Source organism: Budvicia diplopodorum (assembly GCF_009800925.1).
In the GTDB taxonomy this organism is placed as follows: domain Bacteria; phylum Pseudomonadota; class Gammaproteobacteria; order Enterobacterales; family Enterobacteriaceae; genus Budvicia; species Budvicia diplopodorum.
In genome coordinates, this window is the sequence record NZ_WOYF01000024.1 from 1 (window position 1) to 18,878 (window position 18,878).

Genomic DNA, 18,878 nt, shown 5'->3' on the forward strand with positions numbered 1-18,878 from the left:
TGCCACCGGAGTGGCTATGATACCGTCTTGTGAGTGCCCACACAGATTGTCTGATAAATTGTTAAAGAGCGGTGTGCGGGGAAGAAACTTCCTGCAACACGGGCTGCGAATAATACGCTAACCCGTTTTAGAGTCAAATTATTTTTGCTCCATTGAACTACATCAATAATGCCGTTCAATGGAGGCGCATTATAGGCAGTTTAATGAGAGCTGCAATAACAAATTAGAGAAAAATTGTCTGTTTGCTGCATTACACAGCAAAACCCCGCTTTATACCGAGTTTTACACAGACTTATCCACAAGTGACTAAAAAATAAAAATATCACGAGCGTGACGCAAACGTTTTCGTTACAATCCGGTTCAGCAAATTAACGGAAAAATTGTCGGTAAAAATCGTGATCCGATCGAATATTTTGTTATTTTTAACTCAGCATAATCTATCAAACTCTATTTTCACTCTGAAAAGCCAATAGGAAACCATCAGTTATGCAGCCATTTCGTCCTATCCGCCGCGCCCTTTTAAGCGTTTCTGATAAAACGGGTATCGTTGAATTCGCTCAGGCGCTTTCTCTTCGCGGCGTTGAGCTACTGTCTACCGGAGGAACCGCCAAACTGCTGGCCGATGCGGGGCTTTCGGTCACCGAGGTTTCTGACTACACCGGTTTCCCTGAAATGATGGATGGCCGCGTGAAAACGCTGCATCCAAAGGTACACGGTGGGATCTTAGGCCGGCGCGGTATAGATGACGAAATTATGGCGCAACACCATATTGAGCCAATAGATATGGTGGTCGTTAACCTTTATCCATTTGCCCAAACCGTCGCCCGTAAAGATTGTTCGTTAGCTGATGCTGTCGAAAATATTGATATAGGTGGGCCAACCATGGTGCGCTCAGCGGCAAAAAATCATAAAGATGTCACCATTGTTGTCAACAGCGGAGACTACCAACGGGTCATCAACGAAATGGACGCCACCAAAGGCGGGCTCAGCGACGAAACCCGCTTTGATCTGGCCATACGTGCTTTTGAACATACCGCAGCCTATGATGGCACGATCGCTAACTACTTCGGCGCATTGGTTCCACCTTATTTCGGTGAAACGGATAAGCCTTCAGGTCGCTTCTCCCGTACTCTGAATCTTAGCTATATAAAGAAGCAAGATATGCGTTACGGAGAAAATGGTCATCAGCAGGCCGCATTCTATGTTGAACAGGAACTACATGAAGCTTCTGTTGCTACCGCGCATCAGCTTCAGGGTAAGGCGCTCTCCTATAACAATATTGCCGACACTGACGCCGCTCTGGAATGTGTAAAAGAATTCACCCAACCGGCCTGCGTTATCGTTAAACACGCAAACCCATGCGGCGTTGCTCTTGGCGATTCTATTTTAAATGCCTATGAACGCGCTTATCAGACCGATCCGACGTCCGCTTTCGGTGGCATTATTGCCTTTAACCAAGAGCTTGATGCCAAAACTGCACAAGCAATTATCAGCCGCCAGTTTGTTGAAGTCATTATTGCTCCGAGCGTGAGTTCACAGGCGCAGGCATTACTGGCAGCGAAACAAAATATCCGGGTTTTAAGCTGTGGGCAGTGGGCAGAAAGAGTTCCAGCACTCGATTTTAAACGGGTTAACGGCGGGCTATTAGTTCAGGATCGCGATCTTGGAATGGTCAACGAATCTGACCTTAAAGTGGTTACCGAGCGCCAGCCAACGGCAAAAGAGCTTAACGATGCTCTGTTTTGCTGGAAAGTGGCTAAGTTTGTTAAATCAAACGCCATTGTCTATGCCCGCGATAACATGACTATCGGCATAGGTGCAGGGCAAATGAGCCGGGTTTACTCCGCAAAAATTGCCGGTATTAAAGCCGAAGACGAAAATCTTCAGGTTGCCGGAGCGGTTATGGCATCCGATGCGTTCTTCCCGTTCCGCGATGGTATAGATGCCGCCGCGTCCGTGGGTATTACCTGCGTCATTCAGCCCGGCGGTTCCATCAGAGATGATGAAGTTATCGCAGCGGCCAACGAACACGGCATTGCCATGATTTTTACTGACATGCGCCACTTCCGTCATTAAACATCATTATTAAGTGGCACCCTTAGCGCGCCACTCACCGTTTTGGAGCAACAAAAATGAATATACTCATTATTGGTAACGGCGGTCGGGAACACGCCTTGGCATGGAAAGCCGCTCAATCACCGTTAGCGGATAAAGTGTTTGTCGCACCGGGCAATGCAGGCACCGAGCTGGAGGCTAATCTTTGTAACATCCCCATTCAGCCAACGGATATCGAGGCGTTGGTTCATTTCGCACAAAGTGAACATATCGGACTGACGATTGTTGGCCCGGAAGCTCCGCTGGTTAAAGGTATCGTTGATGCTTTCAATAACGTTGGTCTAACGGTCTTTGGCCCTACCCAAGCCGCCGCTCAGCTTGAAGGTTCAAAAGCGTTTACTAAAGACTTTTTGGCCCGCCATAACATTCCCAGCGCTGAATATCAGAATTTTACCGATATCAAAAAGGCGCTGGAATATATTCGTCTGAAGGGTGCGCCCATTGTCATCAAAGCTGATGGCCTTGCCGCAGGTAAAGGCGTTATTGTTGCGATGACGCAGGAAGAAGCCGAAGCCGCGGCCAAAGATATGTTGGAAGGCAATGCTTTTGGCGATGCAGGTCATCGCATTGTGGTTGAAGAGTTCCTCTCGGGAGAAGAAGCTAGCTTCATTGTCATGGTCGACGGTAAGAATGTATTACCGATGGCAACCAGCCAAGACCACAAACGCGTTTATGATGGCGATGCCGGTCCCAATACCGGCGGCATGGGGGCATATTCCCCGGCACCGGTCGTGACGGATGAAGTCCACCAGAGGGTCATGGATCGGGTTATCTGGCCTACGGTAAAAGGAATGGAAGCTGAAGGTAACTCCTATACCGGCTTTCTCTACGCCGGTCTGATGATCGATGACGCAGGCAACCCGAAAGTGATCGAGTTCAACTGCCGTTTTGGCGATCCTGAAACTCAGCCAATCATGCTACGGATGAAATCCGATCTGGTCGAGCTTTGTCTGGCAGGTGCGGTAGGTAAGCTGAACGAGAAAAGCTCCGACTGGGATCCCCGGGCGGCACTGGGTGTAGTATTAACCGCCGGAGGCTACCCCGGTGACTATAGAATCGATGATGTGATTACCGGCCTGCCTACCGAAGAAGCCAGCGACGGAAAAATATTTCACGCAGGTACACGGTTAAAAGAGTGCCATGTTGTGACTCACGGCGGCAGAGTACTGTGCGCTACCGCGCTGGGTGATTCAGTCGTACAAGCTCAGCAGAGGGCCTATCAGTTAATAAAAGATATCCACTGGGACGGCTGTTTCTACCGCACAGATATCGGCTATCGGGCTATTGCGCGCGAGAAAAAGCGCTAATTCCGGATTGAGAATGCAAAAGGTCGCTCATCGGAGCGACCTTTTATAATTTGGTCATATCGACAAAAAATCAAAAAATTTCCAGCGTAGGTTCCCACTGACAAAAGTCTTCATTCGCCACCAGCAACAATTCGAGACCACGTGGAGCGCTTAGCCAAGCCAAGCTTAGTTTACCGCCGTTACGCACTCGTCTTTCTAGCCATGCCTGCTGGGGTTGGGAAAAATTGAGCCTGACATCTTCACCTGCGCAGGTGGTAATAACGCCGTTATGAATACGGCCTTGATATAATCGAATTTTTCCCGCAGACAGTGACGTACTGATGTTACGGATTTTTTGTTCTTCATATTGAAGGCGGAGAATATCGTCGGAAGAGAGCTGCTCATTGTAGCCAACCATTTGGCGTTGCATAAAACTTGGATTACCCTGGTCGTCCAACCGTAATACTGTACGCTGGCCATCTTTAACCTGAACCGTACTACGAACCAGGCTCAAATTACCGTCAGTATATTCATAGGAAGTAGCAATAGTATCGCCGCTATAGGGCGTATAAACGCTCATCATACCAATAGGTTGACCGTCACCGCTGACTTTCCGCCAAATCCGCATCACGCCTTGATCGGCAATATAGCCGTTAGCTTCCAGCACGGGCGGCCGCCGAGTAGAGCTACACCCGGTTAACAGGAGTAATACGATACTGGCAATAATCGTTTGTCTAATCATTGGTTAAATACTGAATAAATAAAAGGGGCATAATGCCCCTTTTTTTATCTGTAGTGTCACTGTTAACTTACTTAACAGCTTCTTTCAGCGCTTTGCCAGAAACAAATGCTGGAACGTTAGCAGCAGCAATTTGAATTTCTTTACCAGTCTGTGGGTTACGACCGGTACGGGCATTACGGTGATTCACTTTAAATGTACCAAAACCAACCAGTTGCACTGGGTCACCGCCTTTCAGAGACTCAGTAATAGCGCCTAAGGTTGATTCCAGAGCCGCTTTGGCTTGTGCTTTGGTAATACCAGCCTTGTCCGCAATTACATCAATTAGTTGAGTCTTGTTCATAAATTATCCTTACAGTATATTTTATTGCATGCAATGTATCGAAAACGGGAGGAGAGAGAACATCGTTGTTTCCTCTGTATCAACCGCCTCGATTGCCAATTTGTTAAAGGCAAGACAAATGTAGACCAATAGCGGACCGCTGTGAAGCCTTAAGATGCTATTATTTAGGCCCTAAATCACGTTTTACCATCTATTAGGCCAAATTTATGCCAATATTGCTCGTTGCAGCCTCTTTCAAGTCAGATCTAAGCCCTTTAATCAACTCAATGTCTCGTTCTTCACACTCGACCAATAAACGAAAAATCTCCCACTGAACGTCAAGCTCATTCTCAATGAGTGGGAGCGCTTTAAGCTCATCATCGGTCATTTCTTTATCTGCCTGACTCATTTCTAGCATAGCGACGGTGCGAATTGATAATTCACTCACCTCAATGGCGTGTTCCAGCGTTTCACCGCTAAGGTGGGCATGAATTAATTCGCTTAACGCAACGCATGCATCAATGGCAGGATGAACGCCATAAACCTCGAACGCATCCGCATCAGGAATCGCATCTTCCAGCTTTTCAAGCTGACTATCAAAATTAATCTTCGCCCCTTTGATTACCAGAGTTTCCCAGACTAAATCTAAAATCCGGCGATAAACCGCGGCCTCACCGAACCCTGTCTGATGGCAGAAGGCCTGATAATTGGGGTACATTCGCTCACACAGACAAGCCATAAAAGTGTAATGCTGCCAGCTGCCCAGCTTTTCCATACGTTTGTGAATCGGGTTACGCAACATGCAAAGATCTCATTAATATTAAATGGTTATCGGCGCTATCAGCGCCCTATTTGGAATACATCACCCCAGTGTCGGCATGCTAATTAGTCACGCCACTTACATCTGGATGCCGTTTCAGCCAGCGGACAAATGCCGGGCGCCGAGAAGCAATCGCATCGGCCCAGCGGGTTGGCTCAGGCAAGCGGTAGCCACGCATACAGCGTTTAACCCAGCTCAGCGCCGTTTCCTGACTGACACGATGTCCGAGAGAAATATAGAGGGGCTTACAGCGTTGCTTGCTATTCCACACCCAGCCAAGCTGCTCTGATTTATCCACCAATGGCTCAAGCGCACCGGTTACATCGTCTAAAGGCTGATGCTTACCGCTCAGTCGGCTTTTTGCCACGCCAATGGTCGGTATATCAACCAGCAGCCCGAAATGGCTGGCAACGCCAAGCCGACGAGGATGAGCGATACCCTGACCGTCAACGAAGACGAGCTGGGGTTTATGGTTTAACTGCCGCCACGCCGCCACCAGCGCCGGGCATTCTCGAAAAGAAAGCAGGCCCGGAATATAAGGAATCGAGGTGGGAATTCTGGCGATCTGATACTCAACTAACTCCAGATTCGGATAACTGAGTACCGCGATCGCCGCTCTGGTGATAGTACCTTCATCTTCAAAACCGACATCCACTCCGGCAATCCACTGAGGCTCAGTAAAACCCAGATCGTCACGACGAACGATCCGCTGAGCTATCTCCGTTTGCTGTGCGCGAAGTGATGCAGTATCAATCATGGTGATATTTGCCAGACAGGTTATGCACAGCTTCAACAAATACGCCCGCATTCTCAGGTGGTACATCCTGATGAATACCGTGACCCAAATTAAACACGTGACCGCTACCTGAGCCGAAACCGGCCAGTATAGTCGCCACTTCGTCTTCAATGCGTGCAGCTGGAGCGTATAGCATTGATGGATCCATATTACCCTGTAGCGCAACGCGATCGCCCACCCGCTTACGTGCATCAGCAATATCGGTAGTCCAGTCTAGGCCCAATGCGTCACAGCCTGTATCCGCCATGGCTTCCAGCCACTGGCCGCCGCCTTTAGTAAACAGCGTAACCGGCACGCGTCGGCCATCGTTCTCACGAATCAGGCCATCTACGATTTTATGCATATAGGCCAGAGAAAATTCCCGATAGTCGCGACCGGTCAACACGCCACCCCAAGTATCAAAAATCATCACCGACTGCGCACCGGCTTTAATCTGAGCATTCAGATACAAAATGACGCTATCGGCCAGTTTGTCCAGCAGCTTATGCAGCGTCTGGCTATCGGCGTACATCATTTTTTTAATTTTGGTAAAGGCCTTACTACTACCGCCTTCAACCATATAGGTAGCCAGCGTCCACGGACTGCCGGAAAAACCGATCAGCGGAACCTGCCCGGCTAGACTGTGGCGAATGGTACGAACCGCATTCATCACATAGCCCAGTTCCAGCTCTGGATCCGGTACCGGCAGACGGTCGACGTCGGCGCGACAGGTAATCGGATGCTGAAAACGGGGGCCCTCACCGTTTTCAAAATACAGACCAAGCCCCATGGCATCGGGAATAGTTAAAATATCGGAAAACAAAATGGCCGCATCCAGCGCATAACGACGCAGTGGCTGCAAAGTCACTTCGCAGGCCAGCTCAGCGTTTTTGCACAAAGACATAAAATCGCCAGCTTGTGCGCGAGTCGCTTTATATTCAGGCAAATAGCGGCCTGCCTGACGCATCATCCAAACGGGGGTTACATCAACAGGCTGGCGTAATAATGCACGCAGATAACGATCGTTTTTTAATTCATTCATTATTTTTTTATCCTTCGGGTATTACGCCCATTGTAGCATGCCAGATGCGCTTCCTATAGAGACGGATAAGCCCACGGCATTTGAGCTTCGCAACGATATCGAGTAGCTACATCGAAGAACTACATAGAGCAACTACAGCTCTTGTTCTGCGCGGCACAGCGCAATCGTGTCTTCAATCAGCCTACGGGCAATCGTGCCAGAAGGCGGTAGCTGAGGCAGCCGATCGTAACGAAACCAGTCCGCATCGAGCAGCTCTGAGGTATCGATTTTGAGATCCCCACTGTCATAATCCGCCATATAAGCCATCATCAAAGAATGAGGGAACGGCCAAGGTTGAGAAGAGATATAACGCAAGTTAGTCACGTTGATATTACTCTCTTCCATCACTTCTCGGGCCACTGCCTGTTCCAGCGTTTCACCAACCTCAACGAAACCGGCGAGTGCCGTGTAAATACCACCCCGATGACGGTTATGCTGAGCCAATAAAATTCTGTCTTCCCGGCGAATCGCAACAATAATGCAGGGCGCGATTTGCGGGTAATAGCGCTGACGGCAATGGTTACACAGGCAGGCCCACTCCCGTTCGCTGACGTACATTTCTTGCCCACAATAGCCACAAAACTTATGTGCCCGATAAAACGCTTCCAGTTGAACCGCCCGCCCTGCCAGTTGGAAAAGCCCTCGGTCTTCATCAAGCAGTTGGCGAACAGACATCATCTCTTTGGCCTTCTCTTTGCAAACCAGCCAAACGGACTCACTTTGCCATTCACCAATGCGATGAGCATTTTCATTCGATAGGCCAAATTCACGCGCTAAACCGTGTGGAATCTCACCTTTTGGTAACCATAATTTGCCCGCATAGCTTAATAACCACCAGCCGGATTCATCACCTTGTAAACGTTGCTCCATAACTCTATTGTTAACCTCTTAATTTGCTGGCAATCTAACAACAATAGCCTTACATTACTTTAACTTTCTCTTTAACTCTTATTGTTTAGATTTTTCCGGAACCTATATATGTTAAACCGATTAGAAAGCTTAGCCGAGCGCGTTGGCGGTAGTAACAAACTGATTGACCAATGGCTAGAATCGCGCAAAACGTTACTCGTTACCTATTACAGTCTGGTTGGTATTAAGCCCAACAAAGAAAATAATATTCCGCTCGATGAGAAAGCGCTTATCACCTTCGGCCATCATCTGGTGGATTACTTATCTTCCTGCCACTTCCATATTTACGATCGCATTGTCGTTCAGGAAGAAGGCACATCCAGCCCAAACTTAGCTACCGGGAAAAAACTCTATCCGTTGCTGGAAGAGAATACCCAAAAAATCATGGCGTTTTATGACAACTACGTTGAAAAAGGTATCAACGAAGACACCATATTACAGCTGCATGAAGATCTTTCAACGGTTGGTGAACTGCTGGAAAGACGTTTTACGCTGGAAGATAAACTGATTCAAGAAGCTATCGATAGCTGGGTCAGCCATCGAGCGCCTACAGAGCAAAAATAGTTTACGACATGGCTGCCAGAAACAATCTTTAGCACGTTTAAATATCTGTGTATAAAGTAGCCCTATAACACCCTTGTGGTTTTTTAGCGGTTACTTATACTGTTATCCGTCGCCTTTGTTGGTGACTCATCTTGTCGGAGTGCCTAGTGTTCTTTGTGGAGCACAGGCTGAGACCGTTAATTCGGGATCCGCGGAACCTGATCGGGCTAATACCCGCGAAGGGAACAAGAGTAATTTCATTCAGGTAAGCTGAATCACAAATCACCGTTTTCTGGCCTTACCCGTTACTCCCGCCCGAGCTCCAGACAAGCAATTCTTATTTTTAATTAGGATGTTGCTATGTCTAACAGAAGAACCCAACGCGCTCAGGCGCAACAATTTATCGATCGGCTTCAGGGTAGTGCCTTTCCCAACTCTCAACGTATCTATCTTCAGGGTTCCCGGCCTGATTTACGCGTTCCCATGCGTGAAATTCAGCTTACGCCAACGCTAATTGGCGAAACGGATGACGGCCCGAAATTTGAAAACAATGAACCGGTACCGATTTATGACACCTCAGGCCCGTACGGCGATCCGCAGTCAACGCTGGACGTTCATCATGGCCTACCGCCAGTGCGTAGCCAATGGATCGCTGAACGTAACGATACCCAACAGTTAACGCACGTTAGTTCCCAGTTTACCCAACAGCGGTTGGCAGATGAGGGGCTAGACCACCTGCGCTACGCCCGCCTACCCGCGCCAAGAAAAGCGGCCGACGGTAAACGGGTAACACAGTTGCACTACGCCAGAGCCGGTATTGTCACACCGGAAATGGAATTCATTGCCATTCGTGAAAATATGGGCAGGGAGCGCATCCGCACGGACGTTATTAAACAGCAACATGCTGGCCAAAGCTTTGGCGCGGCGCTGCCGGAAAATATCACGCCAGAGTTTGTGCGCGATGAAGTGGCCGCCGGGCGGGCTATTATTCCCCTGAACATTAACCATCCTGAATCTGAACCGATGATTATCGGCCGCAACTTTCTGGTGAAAGTGAATGCCAATATTGGTAATTCAGCCCTCACATCGTCGATTGAAGAAGAAGTGGAAAAGCTAGTCTGGTCAACCCGTTGGGGGGCGGACACCGTGATGGATCTGTCTACCGGGCGCTATATTCATGAAACCCGCGAATGGATCATCCGCAATAGCCCGGTTCCCATTGGCACCGTACCGATTTATCAGGCATTAGAGAAAGTGAACGGCATTGCGGAACACCTCAACTGGGCGGTGTTTAAAGACACATTGATTGAGCAGGCCGAACAGGGCGTTGACTACTTTACTATCCACGCTGGCGTGCAGCTACGTTACGTACCGATGACCGCCAAACGCCTTACCGGCATAGTCTCACGCGGCGGTTCCATCATGGCAAAATGGTGCCTGTCACATCATCAGGAAAACTTTCTGTACCAACATTTTCGCGATATCTGTGAGATTTGCAGCCAGTACGACGTTTCCCTGTCGCTGGGCGACGGCCTGCGTCCGGGTTCGATTCAGGATGCTAACGATGAGGCCCAGTTTGCGGAACTTCATACGCTGGGTGAACTGACCAAAATCGCCTGGGAGTATGACGTTCAGGTGATGATTGAAGGCCCAGGCCACGTACCGATGCATATGATCTACCGCAATATGACCGAGCAGTTAGAACACTGCCATGAAGCACCGTTCTATACGCTCGGGCCATTAACAACCGACATTGCGCCCGGATACGACCACTTTACTTCCGGCATCGGTGCGGCGCTTATCGGCTGGTTTGGCTGCGCCATACTGTGTTACGTCACGCCCAAAGAGCACTTAGGCTTACCCAACAAACAGGACGTTAAGCAGGGCCTTATCACCTATAAAATCGCCGCCCACGCCGCCGATTTGGCTAAAGGCCACCCCGGCGCACAAATTCGCGATAACGCTATGTCTAAAGCGCGCTTCGAATTTCGCTGGGAGGACCAGTTTAATCTGGCGTTAGATCCAGAAACCGCCCGTTCTTATCACGATGAAACCCTGCCTCAGGCTTCTGGCAAAATCGCCCACTTCTGCTCAATGTGCGGGCCTAAATTCTGTTCAATGAAAATCTCACAGCAAGTCAGAGAATTTGCCAAAGGGCAATCGCAGGCGGAAGTGCAGACAGAAGTGCGGGCAATTGACGTCAAAGAGTCGGGCATGGCCCAAATGGCTAACGTATTTCGTTCTCACGGCGGTGAAATCTACCAACCCGCCACGATGGCTGCCCAAGAACGGGTGACTACAGAGGAAAATACCCATGGTAAATAAACAACGATTAGCCGGGCTGCCTCCTCTGCCTGAAACGCCTTTCATGCCAACGGAGAAAAAGCTGGGGCTATACCCGGTGGTGGATACGCTGGAATGGATCGAACTCCTGTTAAATACGGGCGTCACCACCATTCAGCTACGGATTAAAAATCAAAAAGAGTCCGACGTAGAAGCGATAGTCCAGCGGGCTATTGCGCTAGGTAAGCGCTTCAACGCCCGCCTGTTTATTAATGACTACTGGCGGCTGGCGGTTAAACATCAAGCCTATGGTATTCACCTCGGTCAGGAAGACCTGCTAACCGCCGATCTGAAAGCAATCCATCGGGCGGGTTTACGGCTTGGCGTTTCAACCCATGACGACGATGAACTGGCCCGGGCCGTCGCAGTTCGCCCCTCTTATATCGCGCTGGGCCATATTTTTCCCACTCAGACTAAAGACATGCCGTCAACGCCCCAAGGGCTGGCTGAACTAAAACGCCACGTAGCGACTATTCCTGACTATCCGACGGTGGCCATTGGAGGCATCAGTATCGATCGGGTTAACGATGTTTTAGCCTGTGGCGTTGGCAGCGTGGCGGTGGTCAGCGCGATTACTCAAGCACAGGACTGGCGCAAGGCAACGGCGAAACTGCTCGCCTTGATTGAACATAAGGAGGACCGCGATGCTCAACGACCGTGAGTTCTTGCGTTACAGTCGCCAGCTACTGCTGGAAGATATCGGGCCAGAAGGACAAGCCCGGCTAAAACGGTCAACGGTATTGATTGTCGGCCTTGGGGGACTGGGCTCTCCGGTCTCGCTTTATCTAGCCGCCGCCGGCGTTGGAAATATGATTCTGGCCGATGATGACCAGCTTCATTTGACTAACCTACAGCGCCAGATTTTGTTTCGTACCGCCGATATTAAACGGCCCAAAGCCGAGCTGGCCAGAGAACGGCTACGGGCGCTGAATCCGGAAGTAAACTACCGCATTGAACAACGACGCCTGACCGCTGACAATCTGGAAGAACTGGTTAAACGCTCGGAGCTGGTTCTGGACTGCTGTGACAATATGGCCACCCGCCATGCGGTAAACGCCGCCTGCATTGAGCATCGGGTGCCGTTAGTCAGCGGCAGCGCCGTCAGCTTTAGCGGACAACTATTGGTATTAACGCCGCCGTTTGAACAGGGCTGCTATGCCTGCCTCTATCCGGAGCCGGAAGAGCCAATCCGCAACTGTCAAACCTCCGGCGTATTGGGCCCGATGGTTGGCGCCATCGGTTCGTTACAGGCGCTGGAAGCCATCAAAATGCTGGCGGGTTCCCTCTCTGCATTGGACGGAAAGTTGCAGCTATTTGACGGTAAAAAACACGCATGGACCACCCTTCAGCTACGGAAAGATCCTGCCTGTGCGGTATGCGGAGGCCAGCATGAAAATTCTTGTTAATGATTCACCTGTCGAAACTGAAACCGGAGCAACCCTCCATGACCTGCTCCAGCAGCTTGGTCAATCACCGCTGGGCATAGCCGTAGCCGTAAATCACGTGATCCAACCGCGGGCCGAATGGCACAGCTATTCATTGCACCACGGCGATAATATTTTACTGTTTCAGGCCATCGCAGGAGGTTGAACATGCTTACCATCGCAGAAACGACGTTTACATCCCGCTTATTTGTCGGTACCGGAAAGTTTTCATCCTCCACAATAATGGAAAAAGCCATTGCCGCCTCGGGTTCACAGCTGGCAACCATGGCCATGAAACGGGTCGATCTCACCAATAGTGACGATGCGGTTCTGGCTCCATTACAGCGTTCCGGCATTAAACTTCTGCCCAATACCTCTGGGGCTAAAACTGCCGCTGAAGCTATTTTCGCCGCCCGGTTAGCCAGAGAAGCGTTTGGCACCAACTGGCTAAAGTTGGAAATTCATCCGGACGTTCGATACTTGCTGCCAGACCCAATAGAAACCCTGCTGGCGGCCGAAGAGCTGGTTAAGCAAGGGTTCATCGTTTTGCCTTATTGCAGTGCCGATCCGGTGCTATGTAAACGGTTAGAAAACGTGGGCTGTGCCGCCGTGATGCCGCTTGGCGCACCGATTGGCTCTAATCTGGGGCTAAAAACGGAAGAATTCCTCAAAATGATCATCGAACAGTCCACGGTACCGGTGATTGTAGATGCTGGAATTGGCTGTCCGAGTCAGGCGGCGCAGGCTATGGAGCTGGGAGCCGATGCCGTGTTGGTCAATACCGCAATTGCGGTTTCCGGCGATCCGGTCGGTATGGCGAACGCTTTTCGGCTAGCCGTTGAAGCCGGGTACCTTGCCCGCCAGTCAGGCCCGAGCGCGGTGCGCCATAATGCCAGCGCATCGGCGTCAAGCCCGCTGACTGCCTTTCTTAGCGCCGGTCAAGCAGGTAACTGATGAAAAATGAATTCCGCGATCGCTGGCAGGCCATGAACTGGCAGGACATTACGCTAAGCCTCTACGGTAAAACAGGGGTCGATGTACAGCGCGCCCTTGCAAGCCAGCGGCGTAGTGCCAATGATTTCATGGCGCTAATCTCTCCTGCCGCACAGCCCTATTTAGAGCAAATGGCTCAGGAAGCTCAACGCCTGACTCGGCAGCGTTTTGGCCATACCGTTGGTTTGTATGCCCCGCTCTATCTCTCGAACCTATGCTCCAACGATTGTACGTACTGCGGTTTTTCAATGAGCAACCGTATTAAACGCAAAACGCTGAATGCCGAAGAAATTAACCGGGAATGCGATGCGCTTAGCGCCATGGGCTATCAGCATGTGCTGCTGGTCACCGGTGAGCATCAACAAAAAGTTGGCATGGACTATTTTCGCCAGCACCTGCCGTTGATTCGCCAAAAATTCAGTTCGTTGATGATGGAAGTTCAGCCGCTTTCCACCGAAGATTACGCCGGGTTGAAAACGCTGGGGCTAGACGGCGTGATGGTTTACCAAGAAACCTATAACGCCCTTACCTATCAACAGCATCATCTCAAAGGCCATAAGCAGGATTTCTTTTGGCGCTTGGCTACGCCAGAGAGGCTCGGTCAGGCGGGCATTGATAAAATCGGGCTCGGCGCCCTGATTGGGCTATCTAAAGACTGGCGTACTGACTGCTACTTTCTGGCTGAACATTTGAGTTTTCTACAAAAGCGCTACTGGCAAAGCCGGTACTCTATTTCGTTCCCGCGCCTACGCCCCTGCGCCGGTGGCATACAGCCCGCGTCATTAATGGACGACCCACAGCTGGTTCAGCTAATCTGCGCTTTTCGCCTGTTTGCTCCGGAAGTGGAATTATCGCTGTCGACCAGAGAGTCACCGTACTTTCGCGATCGCGTAGTGCCTCTCGCAATTAATAGCGTCAGCGCCGGATCCAAAACCCAACCCGGCGGCTACGCTAACGCTAAACCGGAGCTGGAACAGTTTTCGCCCCACGATAACCGTTCACCGCAGCAGGTCGCTGATGCCCTGTCGGCCAGAGGATTGCAGCCAGTGTGGAAAGACTGGGATAAATACTTGGGAAGAACTGCGCAAAATCAGTAAAACAGAGGCAACGGAGAACATATATTTGCGAAGCTTGGCATAATACCAAAAGCGGGCATTGGGAGAAAATCAACATCATAGGTACGGTACCCCGGTGGTTGCCCTCATCAGGCGCTACCGGACAGCATGCATAAAAAAACCGCCCCGAGAGGCGGTTTTTTACATTCTAACAGCGGGAAATTAATCGTCGCTATTACCAAGTCCTGCATTCAGCAGCTCGGCTAAGTTAGCCGTTGCTTCTTCTGCACTCACCTGTGGGCTAGCAATCACATCTTCAACGTGACGACGACGCGCACGCTCCTGATGATAAGCGTAACCGGTACCCGCCGGAATCAGGCGACCAACGATAACGTTCTCTTTCAGACCGCGTAACTCATCGCGCTTACCGGCAACCGCAGCTTCGGTCAGCACGCGAGTTGTTTCCTGGAAGGAAGCCGCAGAGATGAAGGATTCAGTAGCCAACGATGCTTTAGTGATACCCAGCAGGTCACGAGCAAAGGTAGCGCCCAGTTTTCCATTCGCTTCAAGATTACGGTTAGCAATCTTAATGCGGGAGAACTCAGCCTGTTCACCTTCAAGGAAGTCGGTATTGCCCGGATGGACAATCGTCCCTTTGCGCAGCATCTGACGAACGATAACTTCAATGTGCTTATCGTTAATCTTAACGCCTTGCAAACGGTAAACTTCCTGCACTTCGTTAACGATGTAACGAGTAACCTCATGCACGCCGCGCAGACGCAGGATATCATGTGGAGACTCTGGACCATCGGAAACAACATCACCGCGTTCAACCAGCTCGCCTTCAAACACGTTGAGCTGACGCCACTTAGGAATCATCTCTTCGTATGGCTCACTGCCGTCTATCGGAGTAATGACTAAACGACGCTTACCTTTAGTCTCTTTACCGAACGAGATTACGCCGCTGATTTCAGCAAGGATCGCAGGCTCTTTCGGACGACGCGCTTCGAACAGATCGGCAACGCGCGGTAGACCACCGGTAATATCGCGGGTACCGCCGGATTCTTGTGGAATACGGGCAAGCGTATCACCAGCACCAATCTGAACGCCGTCTTCTAACTGGATAATTGTTTTACCCGGTAAGAAGTATTGAGCAGGCATGTCAGTACCAGGAACCAGTACGTCATTACCTTTAGCATCAACGATTTTCAGCGCAGGGCGCAGGTCTTTAGTACTACCGGTACGTTCAGCGCCTTCCAGAACAACGATAGAAGACAGGCCGGTTAAGTCGTCAGTCTGACGGGTAATCGTCTGACCATCGACCATATCGGTAAAGCGAATAAAGCCGCCTACTTCAGTAATAACCGGCATGGTATGTGGATCCCAATTAGCAACAGTTTCGCCGCCAACAACTCCAACACCATCACCTTTCGCCATCACAGAGCCGTAAGGTACTTTATAGCTTTCTTTGGTACGACCAAATTCGTCGATTAACGTCAGCTCGGTATTACGTGAAGTAATAACCAGTTTTTTCGCTGCGTTGATAACAAATTTCGCATTCTTCAGCTTCAGAGTACCGGTATTTCTTACCTGGATACTTGATTCAGCTGCCGCACGCGATGCCGCACCACCGATGTGGAACGTACGCATCGTTAACTGTGTACCTGGCTCACCGATGGACTGAGCGGCGATAACGCCGATAGCCTCACCTTTGTTGATAATGTGGCCACGCGCCAAGTCACGTCCGTAACAGTTAGCACAAACACCGAAATCGGTATCACAGCTAACCACGGAACGAACCTTGATGATATCAACGGAGTGCTCTTCTAACAGATCGCACCATTTCTCATTCAGTAGCGTATTGCGTGGAACCAGAATATCAGCAGTACCCGGCTTGAGAACGTCTTCAGCGGTAACACGACCCAATACGCGCTCACGCAGAGGTTCTTTAACGTCGCCGCCTTCGATAACCGGAGTCATAACGATACCGTTATGGGTTCCGCAGTCATCTTCAATTACTACCAGATCCTGTGCCACGTCAACTAAACGACGGGTCAGATAACCAGAGTTAGCCGTTTTCAGTGCGGTATCCGCCAAGCCTTTACGAGCACCGTGAGTCGAGATGAAGTACTGAAGTACGTTCAAGCCTTCACGGAAGTTCGCAGTGATTGGGGTTTCGATGATTGAGCCATCTGGCTTAGCCATCAGACCACGCATACCCGCCAACTGGCGAATCTGTGCGGCCGAACCACGAGCACCTGAGTCAGCCATCATAAAGATGCTGTTGAAAGAAACCTGCTGTTCTTCTTCACCATGACGATTAATCACGGTTTCAGTAGACAGGTTTTCCATCATCGCTTTAGCAACGCGTTCGTTAGCCGCAGCCCAGATATCGATAACTTTGTTATAACGTTCGCCGGCGGTAACCAGACCAGTTTGGAACTGTTGCTGGATTTCTGCCACTTCGGTTTCGGCTTCAGAGATGATTTCAGCTTTCTTAGCTGGAATAACCATGTCGTCGATACCAACAGATGCACCAGAGCGCGCCGCATAGGCAAAGCCGGTATACATCGTTTGGTCAGCAAAAATGACCGTTGGCTTCAGGCCTAAGATGCGATAACAGGTGTTAATCATCTTAGAAATAGCTTTCTTGCCTAACGCTTGGTTGATGATCGAGTAAGGCAGACCTTTTGGTACGATCATCCATAGGATGGCGCGACCAACGGTGGTATCCACCAGACCCGTCTTCTCAGTCCACTCGCCTTCTGGGCTTTTCTCAAACTCAGTAATACGAACTTTAACGCGGGCATGCAGTTCAGCGTGGCCAGCACGATAAACGCGCTCGGCTTCATTAGGTCCGCCTAACACCATGCCTTCGCCTTTCGCATTCACTTTGTCACGAGTCATGTAGTACAGACCCAGAACAACGTCTTGAGAAGGAACGATGATTGGCTCGCCGTTCGCTGGAGACAGAATGTTATTGGTAGACATCATCAACGCACGCGCTTCCAGCTGGGCTTCCAGCGTTAGCGGTACGTGAACGGCCATTTGGTCACCGTCGAAGTCGGCGTTGTATGCCGCACACACTAATGGGTGCAACTGAATCGCTTTACCTTCGATAAGAACCGGTTCAAACGCCTGAATACCTAAACGGTGCAGAGTAGGAGCACGGTTCAGCAGCACCGGGTGTTCACGGATAACTTCATCCAGAATATCCCATACTACGGCTTCTTCACGCTCAACCATTTTCTTGGCCGCTTTGATCGTAGTCGCTAAACCACGTAGCTCAAGCTTGCCATAAATGAATGGTTTAAATAGCTCTAACGCCATCTTCTTAGGCAGACCGCACTGATGCAGACGCAGGTATGGACCTACGGTGATAACAGAACGACCCGAGTAGTCAACGCGCTTACCAAGCAGGTTCTGACGGAAACGACCCTGCTTACCTTTGATCATATCGGCCAAAGATTTCAGAGGACGCTTGTTAGAACCGGTAATAGCACGACCGCGACGACCGTTGTCAAGTAACGCATCTACTGCTTCTTGCAGCATACGCTTTTCGTTACGTACGATGATATCTGGCGCAGCCAGATCCAACAGACGCTTCAGACGGTTGTTACGGTTGATAACGCGACGATATAAATCGTTCAGGTCAGAAGTCGCAAAGCGGCCTCCGTCCAGCGGTACCAATGGACGTAAGTCTGGTGGAAGAACCGGAAGAACGGTCAGAATCATCCACTCAGGTTTGTTACCTGACTGAATGAATGCTTCCAATAACTTAACGCGCTTGGTCAGCTTTTTACGTTTAGTTTCAGAGTTGGTCTCATTTAACTCTTCACGCAGCTGTTGACACTCGACTTCAAGATCCATGCCTTTCAGCAGGGACTGGATAGCCTCAGCGCCCATCTTCGCGTCGAATTCATCACCAAACTCTTCAAGGGCGTCTAGATACTGCTCTTCAGTCAGAATCTGACGACGCTCTAAGTTGGTCATACCGCCTTCAACAACCACATAAGATTCGAAGTACAGTACGCGCTCGATGTCACGCAGTGGCATATCTAATAATAAGCCAATACGGGACGGCAGTGATTTCAGGAACCAAATGTGTGCAGTCGGAGAAGCCAGTTCAATATGGCCCATACGCTCACGACGTACTTTGGTCTGAGTCACTTCAACGCCACATTTTTCACAAATGACGCCGCGGTGTTTTAAACGCTTGTACTTACCGCACAGGCATTCATAGTCTTTTACTGGTCCGAAAATACGGGCGCAGAAAAGGCCGTCACGTTCAGGCTTGAACGTACGGTAGTTGATGGTTTCCGGCTTCTTAACTTCGCCGAAAGACCAAGAACGGATCATGTCTGGCGAAGCCAGCGCTATTTTAATCGCATCAAACTCTTCGGTCTTAGATTGAGCTTTCAAAAACTTCAGTAAATCTTTCACGGATCGGCTCCTGTCGGAGTTAAACCTGTT

16 protein-coding genes and 1 riboswitch are annotated in these 18,878 nt (G+C 50.1%); of the genes, 9 read left to right on the top strand and 7 right to left on the bottom strand.

What is annotated here, in order from left to right:
- Positions 1-486 precede the first annotated feature (486 nt).
- Together purH and purD are read left to right on the top strand one after the other, a co-directional pair.
- The gene (gene purH / locus GVI43_RS15145; RefSeq protein WP_159567684.1) at positions 487-2,076 is read left to right on the top strand and encodes a bifunctional phosphoribosylaminoimidazolecarboxamide formyltransferase/IMP cyclohydrolase; all 1,590 of its coding nucleotides are present in this window, start codon (positions 487-489) and stop codon (positions 2,074-2,076) included.
- 56 nt (positions 2,077-2,132) lie between these two features.
- Positions 2,133-3,422, top strand: coding sequence for a phosphoribosylamine--glycine ligase (gene purD / locus GVI43_RS15150; RefSeq protein ID WP_159567685.1), 1,290 nt, complete (start codon positions 2,133-2,135; stop codon positions 3,420-3,422).
- Positions 3,423-3,492: 70 nt separating this feature from the next.
- On the opposite strand, the gene GVI43_RS15155 is transcribed toward purD, so the two are convergent.
- The 6 genes from GVI43_RS15155 to nudC all read right to left on the bottom strand — a co-directional run bounded on the left by GVI43_RS15155 (position 3,493) and on the right by nudC (position 8,008).
- Entirely contained in the window at positions 3,493-4,143 is a 651-nt protein-coding gene (locus GVI43_RS15155) for a DUF1481 domain-containing protein (protein WP_159567686.1), read from the bottom strand.
- A gap of 67 nt (positions 4,144-4,210) precedes the next feature.
- Entirely contained in the window at positions 4,211-4,483 is a 273-nt protein-coding gene (gene hupA / locus GVI43_RS15160; protein WP_159567687.1) for a nucleoid-associated protein HU-alpha, read from the bottom strand.
- A 193-nt stretch (positions 4,484-4,676) separates the two neighbouring features.
- Positions 4,677-5,264 carry a YjaG family protein gene (locus GVI43_RS15165; RefSeq protein WP_159567688.1) on the bottom strand — a complete coding sequence of 196 codons (588 nt, stop codon included), beginning with the start codon at positions 5,262-5,264 and terminating at the stop codon, positions 4,677-4,679.
- 79 nt (positions 5,265-5,343) lie between these two features.
- The gene (nfi, locus tag GVI43_RS15170; RefSeq protein ID WP_159567706.1) at positions 5,344-6,039 is read right to left on the bottom strand and encodes a deoxyribonuclease V; all 696 of its coding nucleotides are present in this window, start codon (positions 6,037-6,039) and stop codon (positions 5,344-5,346) included.
- Positions 6,032-7,099 carry a uroporphyrinogen decarboxylase gene (hemE, locus tag GVI43_RS15175; RefSeq protein WP_159567689.1) on the bottom strand — a complete coding sequence of 356 codons (1,068 nt, stop codon included), beginning with the start codon at positions 7,097-7,099 and terminating at the stop codon, positions 6,032-6,034. The genes nfi and hemE overlap by 8 nt, the downstream gene beginning before the upstream one ends.
- Before the next feature lie 132 nt (positions 7,100-7,231).
- Positions 7,232-8,008 carry an NAD(+) diphosphatase gene (gene nudC, locus GVI43_RS15180; protein ID WP_159567690.1) on the bottom strand — a complete coding sequence of 259 codons (777 nt, stop codon included), beginning with the start codon at positions 8,006-8,008 and terminating at the stop codon, positions 7,232-7,234.
- Between the two features lie 108 nt (positions 8,009-8,116).
- On the opposite strand from nudC, the gene rsd reads away from it, so the two are divergent.
- From rsd to thiH, 7 genes are all read left to right on the top strand, one after another.
- Positions 8,117-8,611, top strand: coding sequence for a sigma D regulator (gene rsd / locus GVI43_RS15185; RefSeq protein ID WP_159567691.1), 495 nt, complete (start codon positions 8,117-8,119; stop codon positions 8,609-8,611).
- A 125-nt stretch (positions 8,612-8,736) separates the two neighbouring features.
- A riboswitch (TPP riboswitch) is annotated at positions 8,737-8,852 on the top strand.
- Positions 8,853-8,950: 98 nt separating this feature from the next.
- Positions 8,951-10,915, top strand: a complete 1,965-nt coding sequence (gene thiC, locus GVI43_RS15190; RefSeq protein WP_159567692.1) for a phosphomethylpyrimidine synthase ThiC — start codon at positions 8,951-8,953, stop codon at positions 10,913-10,915.
- Entirely contained in the window at positions 10,905-11,594 is a 690-nt protein-coding gene (gene thiE, locus GVI43_RS15195) for a thiamine phosphate synthase (protein ID WP_159567693.1), read from the top strand. Before thiC ends, thiE begins: the two co-directional genes overlap by 11 nt.
- Positions 11,578-12,339 carry a HesA/MoeB/ThiF family protein gene (locus tag GVI43_RS15200; RefSeq protein ID WP_159567694.1) on the top strand — a complete coding sequence of 254 codons (762 nt, stop codon included), beginning with the start codon at positions 11,578-11,580 and terminating at the stop codon, positions 12,337-12,339. Before thiE ends, GVI43_RS15200 begins: the two co-directional genes overlap by 17 nt.
- Positions 12,323-12,523, top strand: a complete 201-nt coding sequence (thiS, locus tag GVI43_RS15205; RefSeq protein WP_159567695.1) for a sulfur carrier protein ThiS — start codon at positions 12,323-12,325, stop codon at positions 12,521-12,523. The genes GVI43_RS15200 and thiS overlap by 17 nt, the downstream gene beginning before the upstream one ends.
- A gap of 2 nt (positions 12,524-12,525) precedes the next feature.
- Positions 12,526-13,311: a thiazole synthase gene (locus GVI43_RS15210; protein ID WP_159567696.1), complete on the top strand. Its 786-nt coding sequence runs from the start codon at positions 12,526-12,528 to the stop codon at positions 13,309-13,311.
- A complete protein-coding gene (gene thiH, locus GVI43_RS15215) occupies positions 13,311-14,447 on the top strand; it encodes a 2-iminoacetate synthase ThiH (RefSeq protein ID WP_159567697.1) in 1,137 nt (378 codons plus the stop codon). Before GVI43_RS15210 ends, thiH begins: the two co-directional genes overlap by 1 nt.
- Before the next feature lie 180 nt (positions 14,448-14,627).
- On the opposite strand, the gene rpoC is transcribed toward thiH, so the two are convergent.
- A complete protein-coding gene (gene rpoC, locus GVI43_RS15220) occupies positions 14,628-18,848 on the bottom strand; it encodes a DNA-directed RNA polymerase subunit beta' (RefSeq protein WP_159567698.1) in 4,221 nt (1,406 codons plus the stop codon).
- Positions 18,849-18,878 lie beyond the last annotated feature (30 nt).

Bases quoted from the DNA above. Each gene is read 5' to 3' on its own strand.
- purH (WP_159567684.1), top strand. From the start codon at position 487: ATGCAGCCATTTCGTCCTATCCGCCGCGCCCTTTTAAGCGTTTCTGAT.
- nudC (WP_159567690.1), bottom strand. From the start codon at position 8,008: ATGGAGCAACGTTTACAAGGTGATGAATCCGGCTGGTGGTTATTAAGC.
- purD (WP_159567685.1), top strand. From the start codon at position 2,133: ATGAATATACTCATTATTGGTAACGGCGGTCGGGAACACGCCTTGGCA.
- thiE (WP_159567693.1), top strand. From the start codon at position 10,905: ATGGTAAATAAACAACGATTAGCCGGGCTGCCTCCTCTGCCTGAAACG.
- hupA (WP_159567687.1), bottom strand. From the start codon at position 4,483: ATGAACAAGACTCAACTAATTGATGTAATTGCGGACAAGGCTGGTATT.
- rsd (WP_159567691.1), top strand. From the start codon at position 8,117: ATGTTAAACCGATTAGAAAGCTTAGCCGAGCGCGTTGGCGGTAGTAAC.
- nfi (WP_159567706.1), bottom strand. From the start codon at position 6,039: ATGATTGATACTGCATCACTTCGCGCACAGCAAACGGAGATAGCTCAG.
- GVI43_RS15165 (WP_159567688.1), bottom strand. From the start codon at position 5,264: ATGTTGCGTAACCCGATTCACAAACGTATGGAAAAGCTGGGCAGCTGG.
- GVI43_RS15200 (WP_159567694.1), top strand. From the start codon at position 11,578: ATGCTCAACGACCGTGAGTTCTTGCGTTACAGTCGCCAGCTACTGCTG.
- hemE (WP_159567689.1), bottom strand. From the start codon at position 7,099: ATGAATGAATTAAAAAACGATCGTTATCTGCGTGCATTATTACGCCAG.
- thiC (WP_159567692.1), top strand. From the start codon at position 8,951: ATGTCTAACAGAAGAACCCAACGCGCTCAGGCGCAACAATTTATCGAT.
- thiS (WP_159567695.1), top strand. From the start codon at position 12,323: ATGAAAATTCTTGTTAATGATTCACCTGTCGAAACTGAAACCGGAGCA.
- thiH (WP_159567697.1), top strand. From the start codon at position 13,311: ATGAAAAATGAATTCCGCGATCGCTGGCAGGCCATGAACTGGCAGGAC.
- GVI43_RS15210 (WP_159567696.1), top strand. From the start codon at position 12,526: ATGCTTACCATCGCAGAAACGACGTTTACATCCCGCTTATTTGTCGGT.
- GVI43_RS15155 (WP_159567686.1), bottom strand. From the start codon at position 4,143: ATGATTAGACAAACGATTATTGCCAGTATCGTATTACTCCTGTTAACC.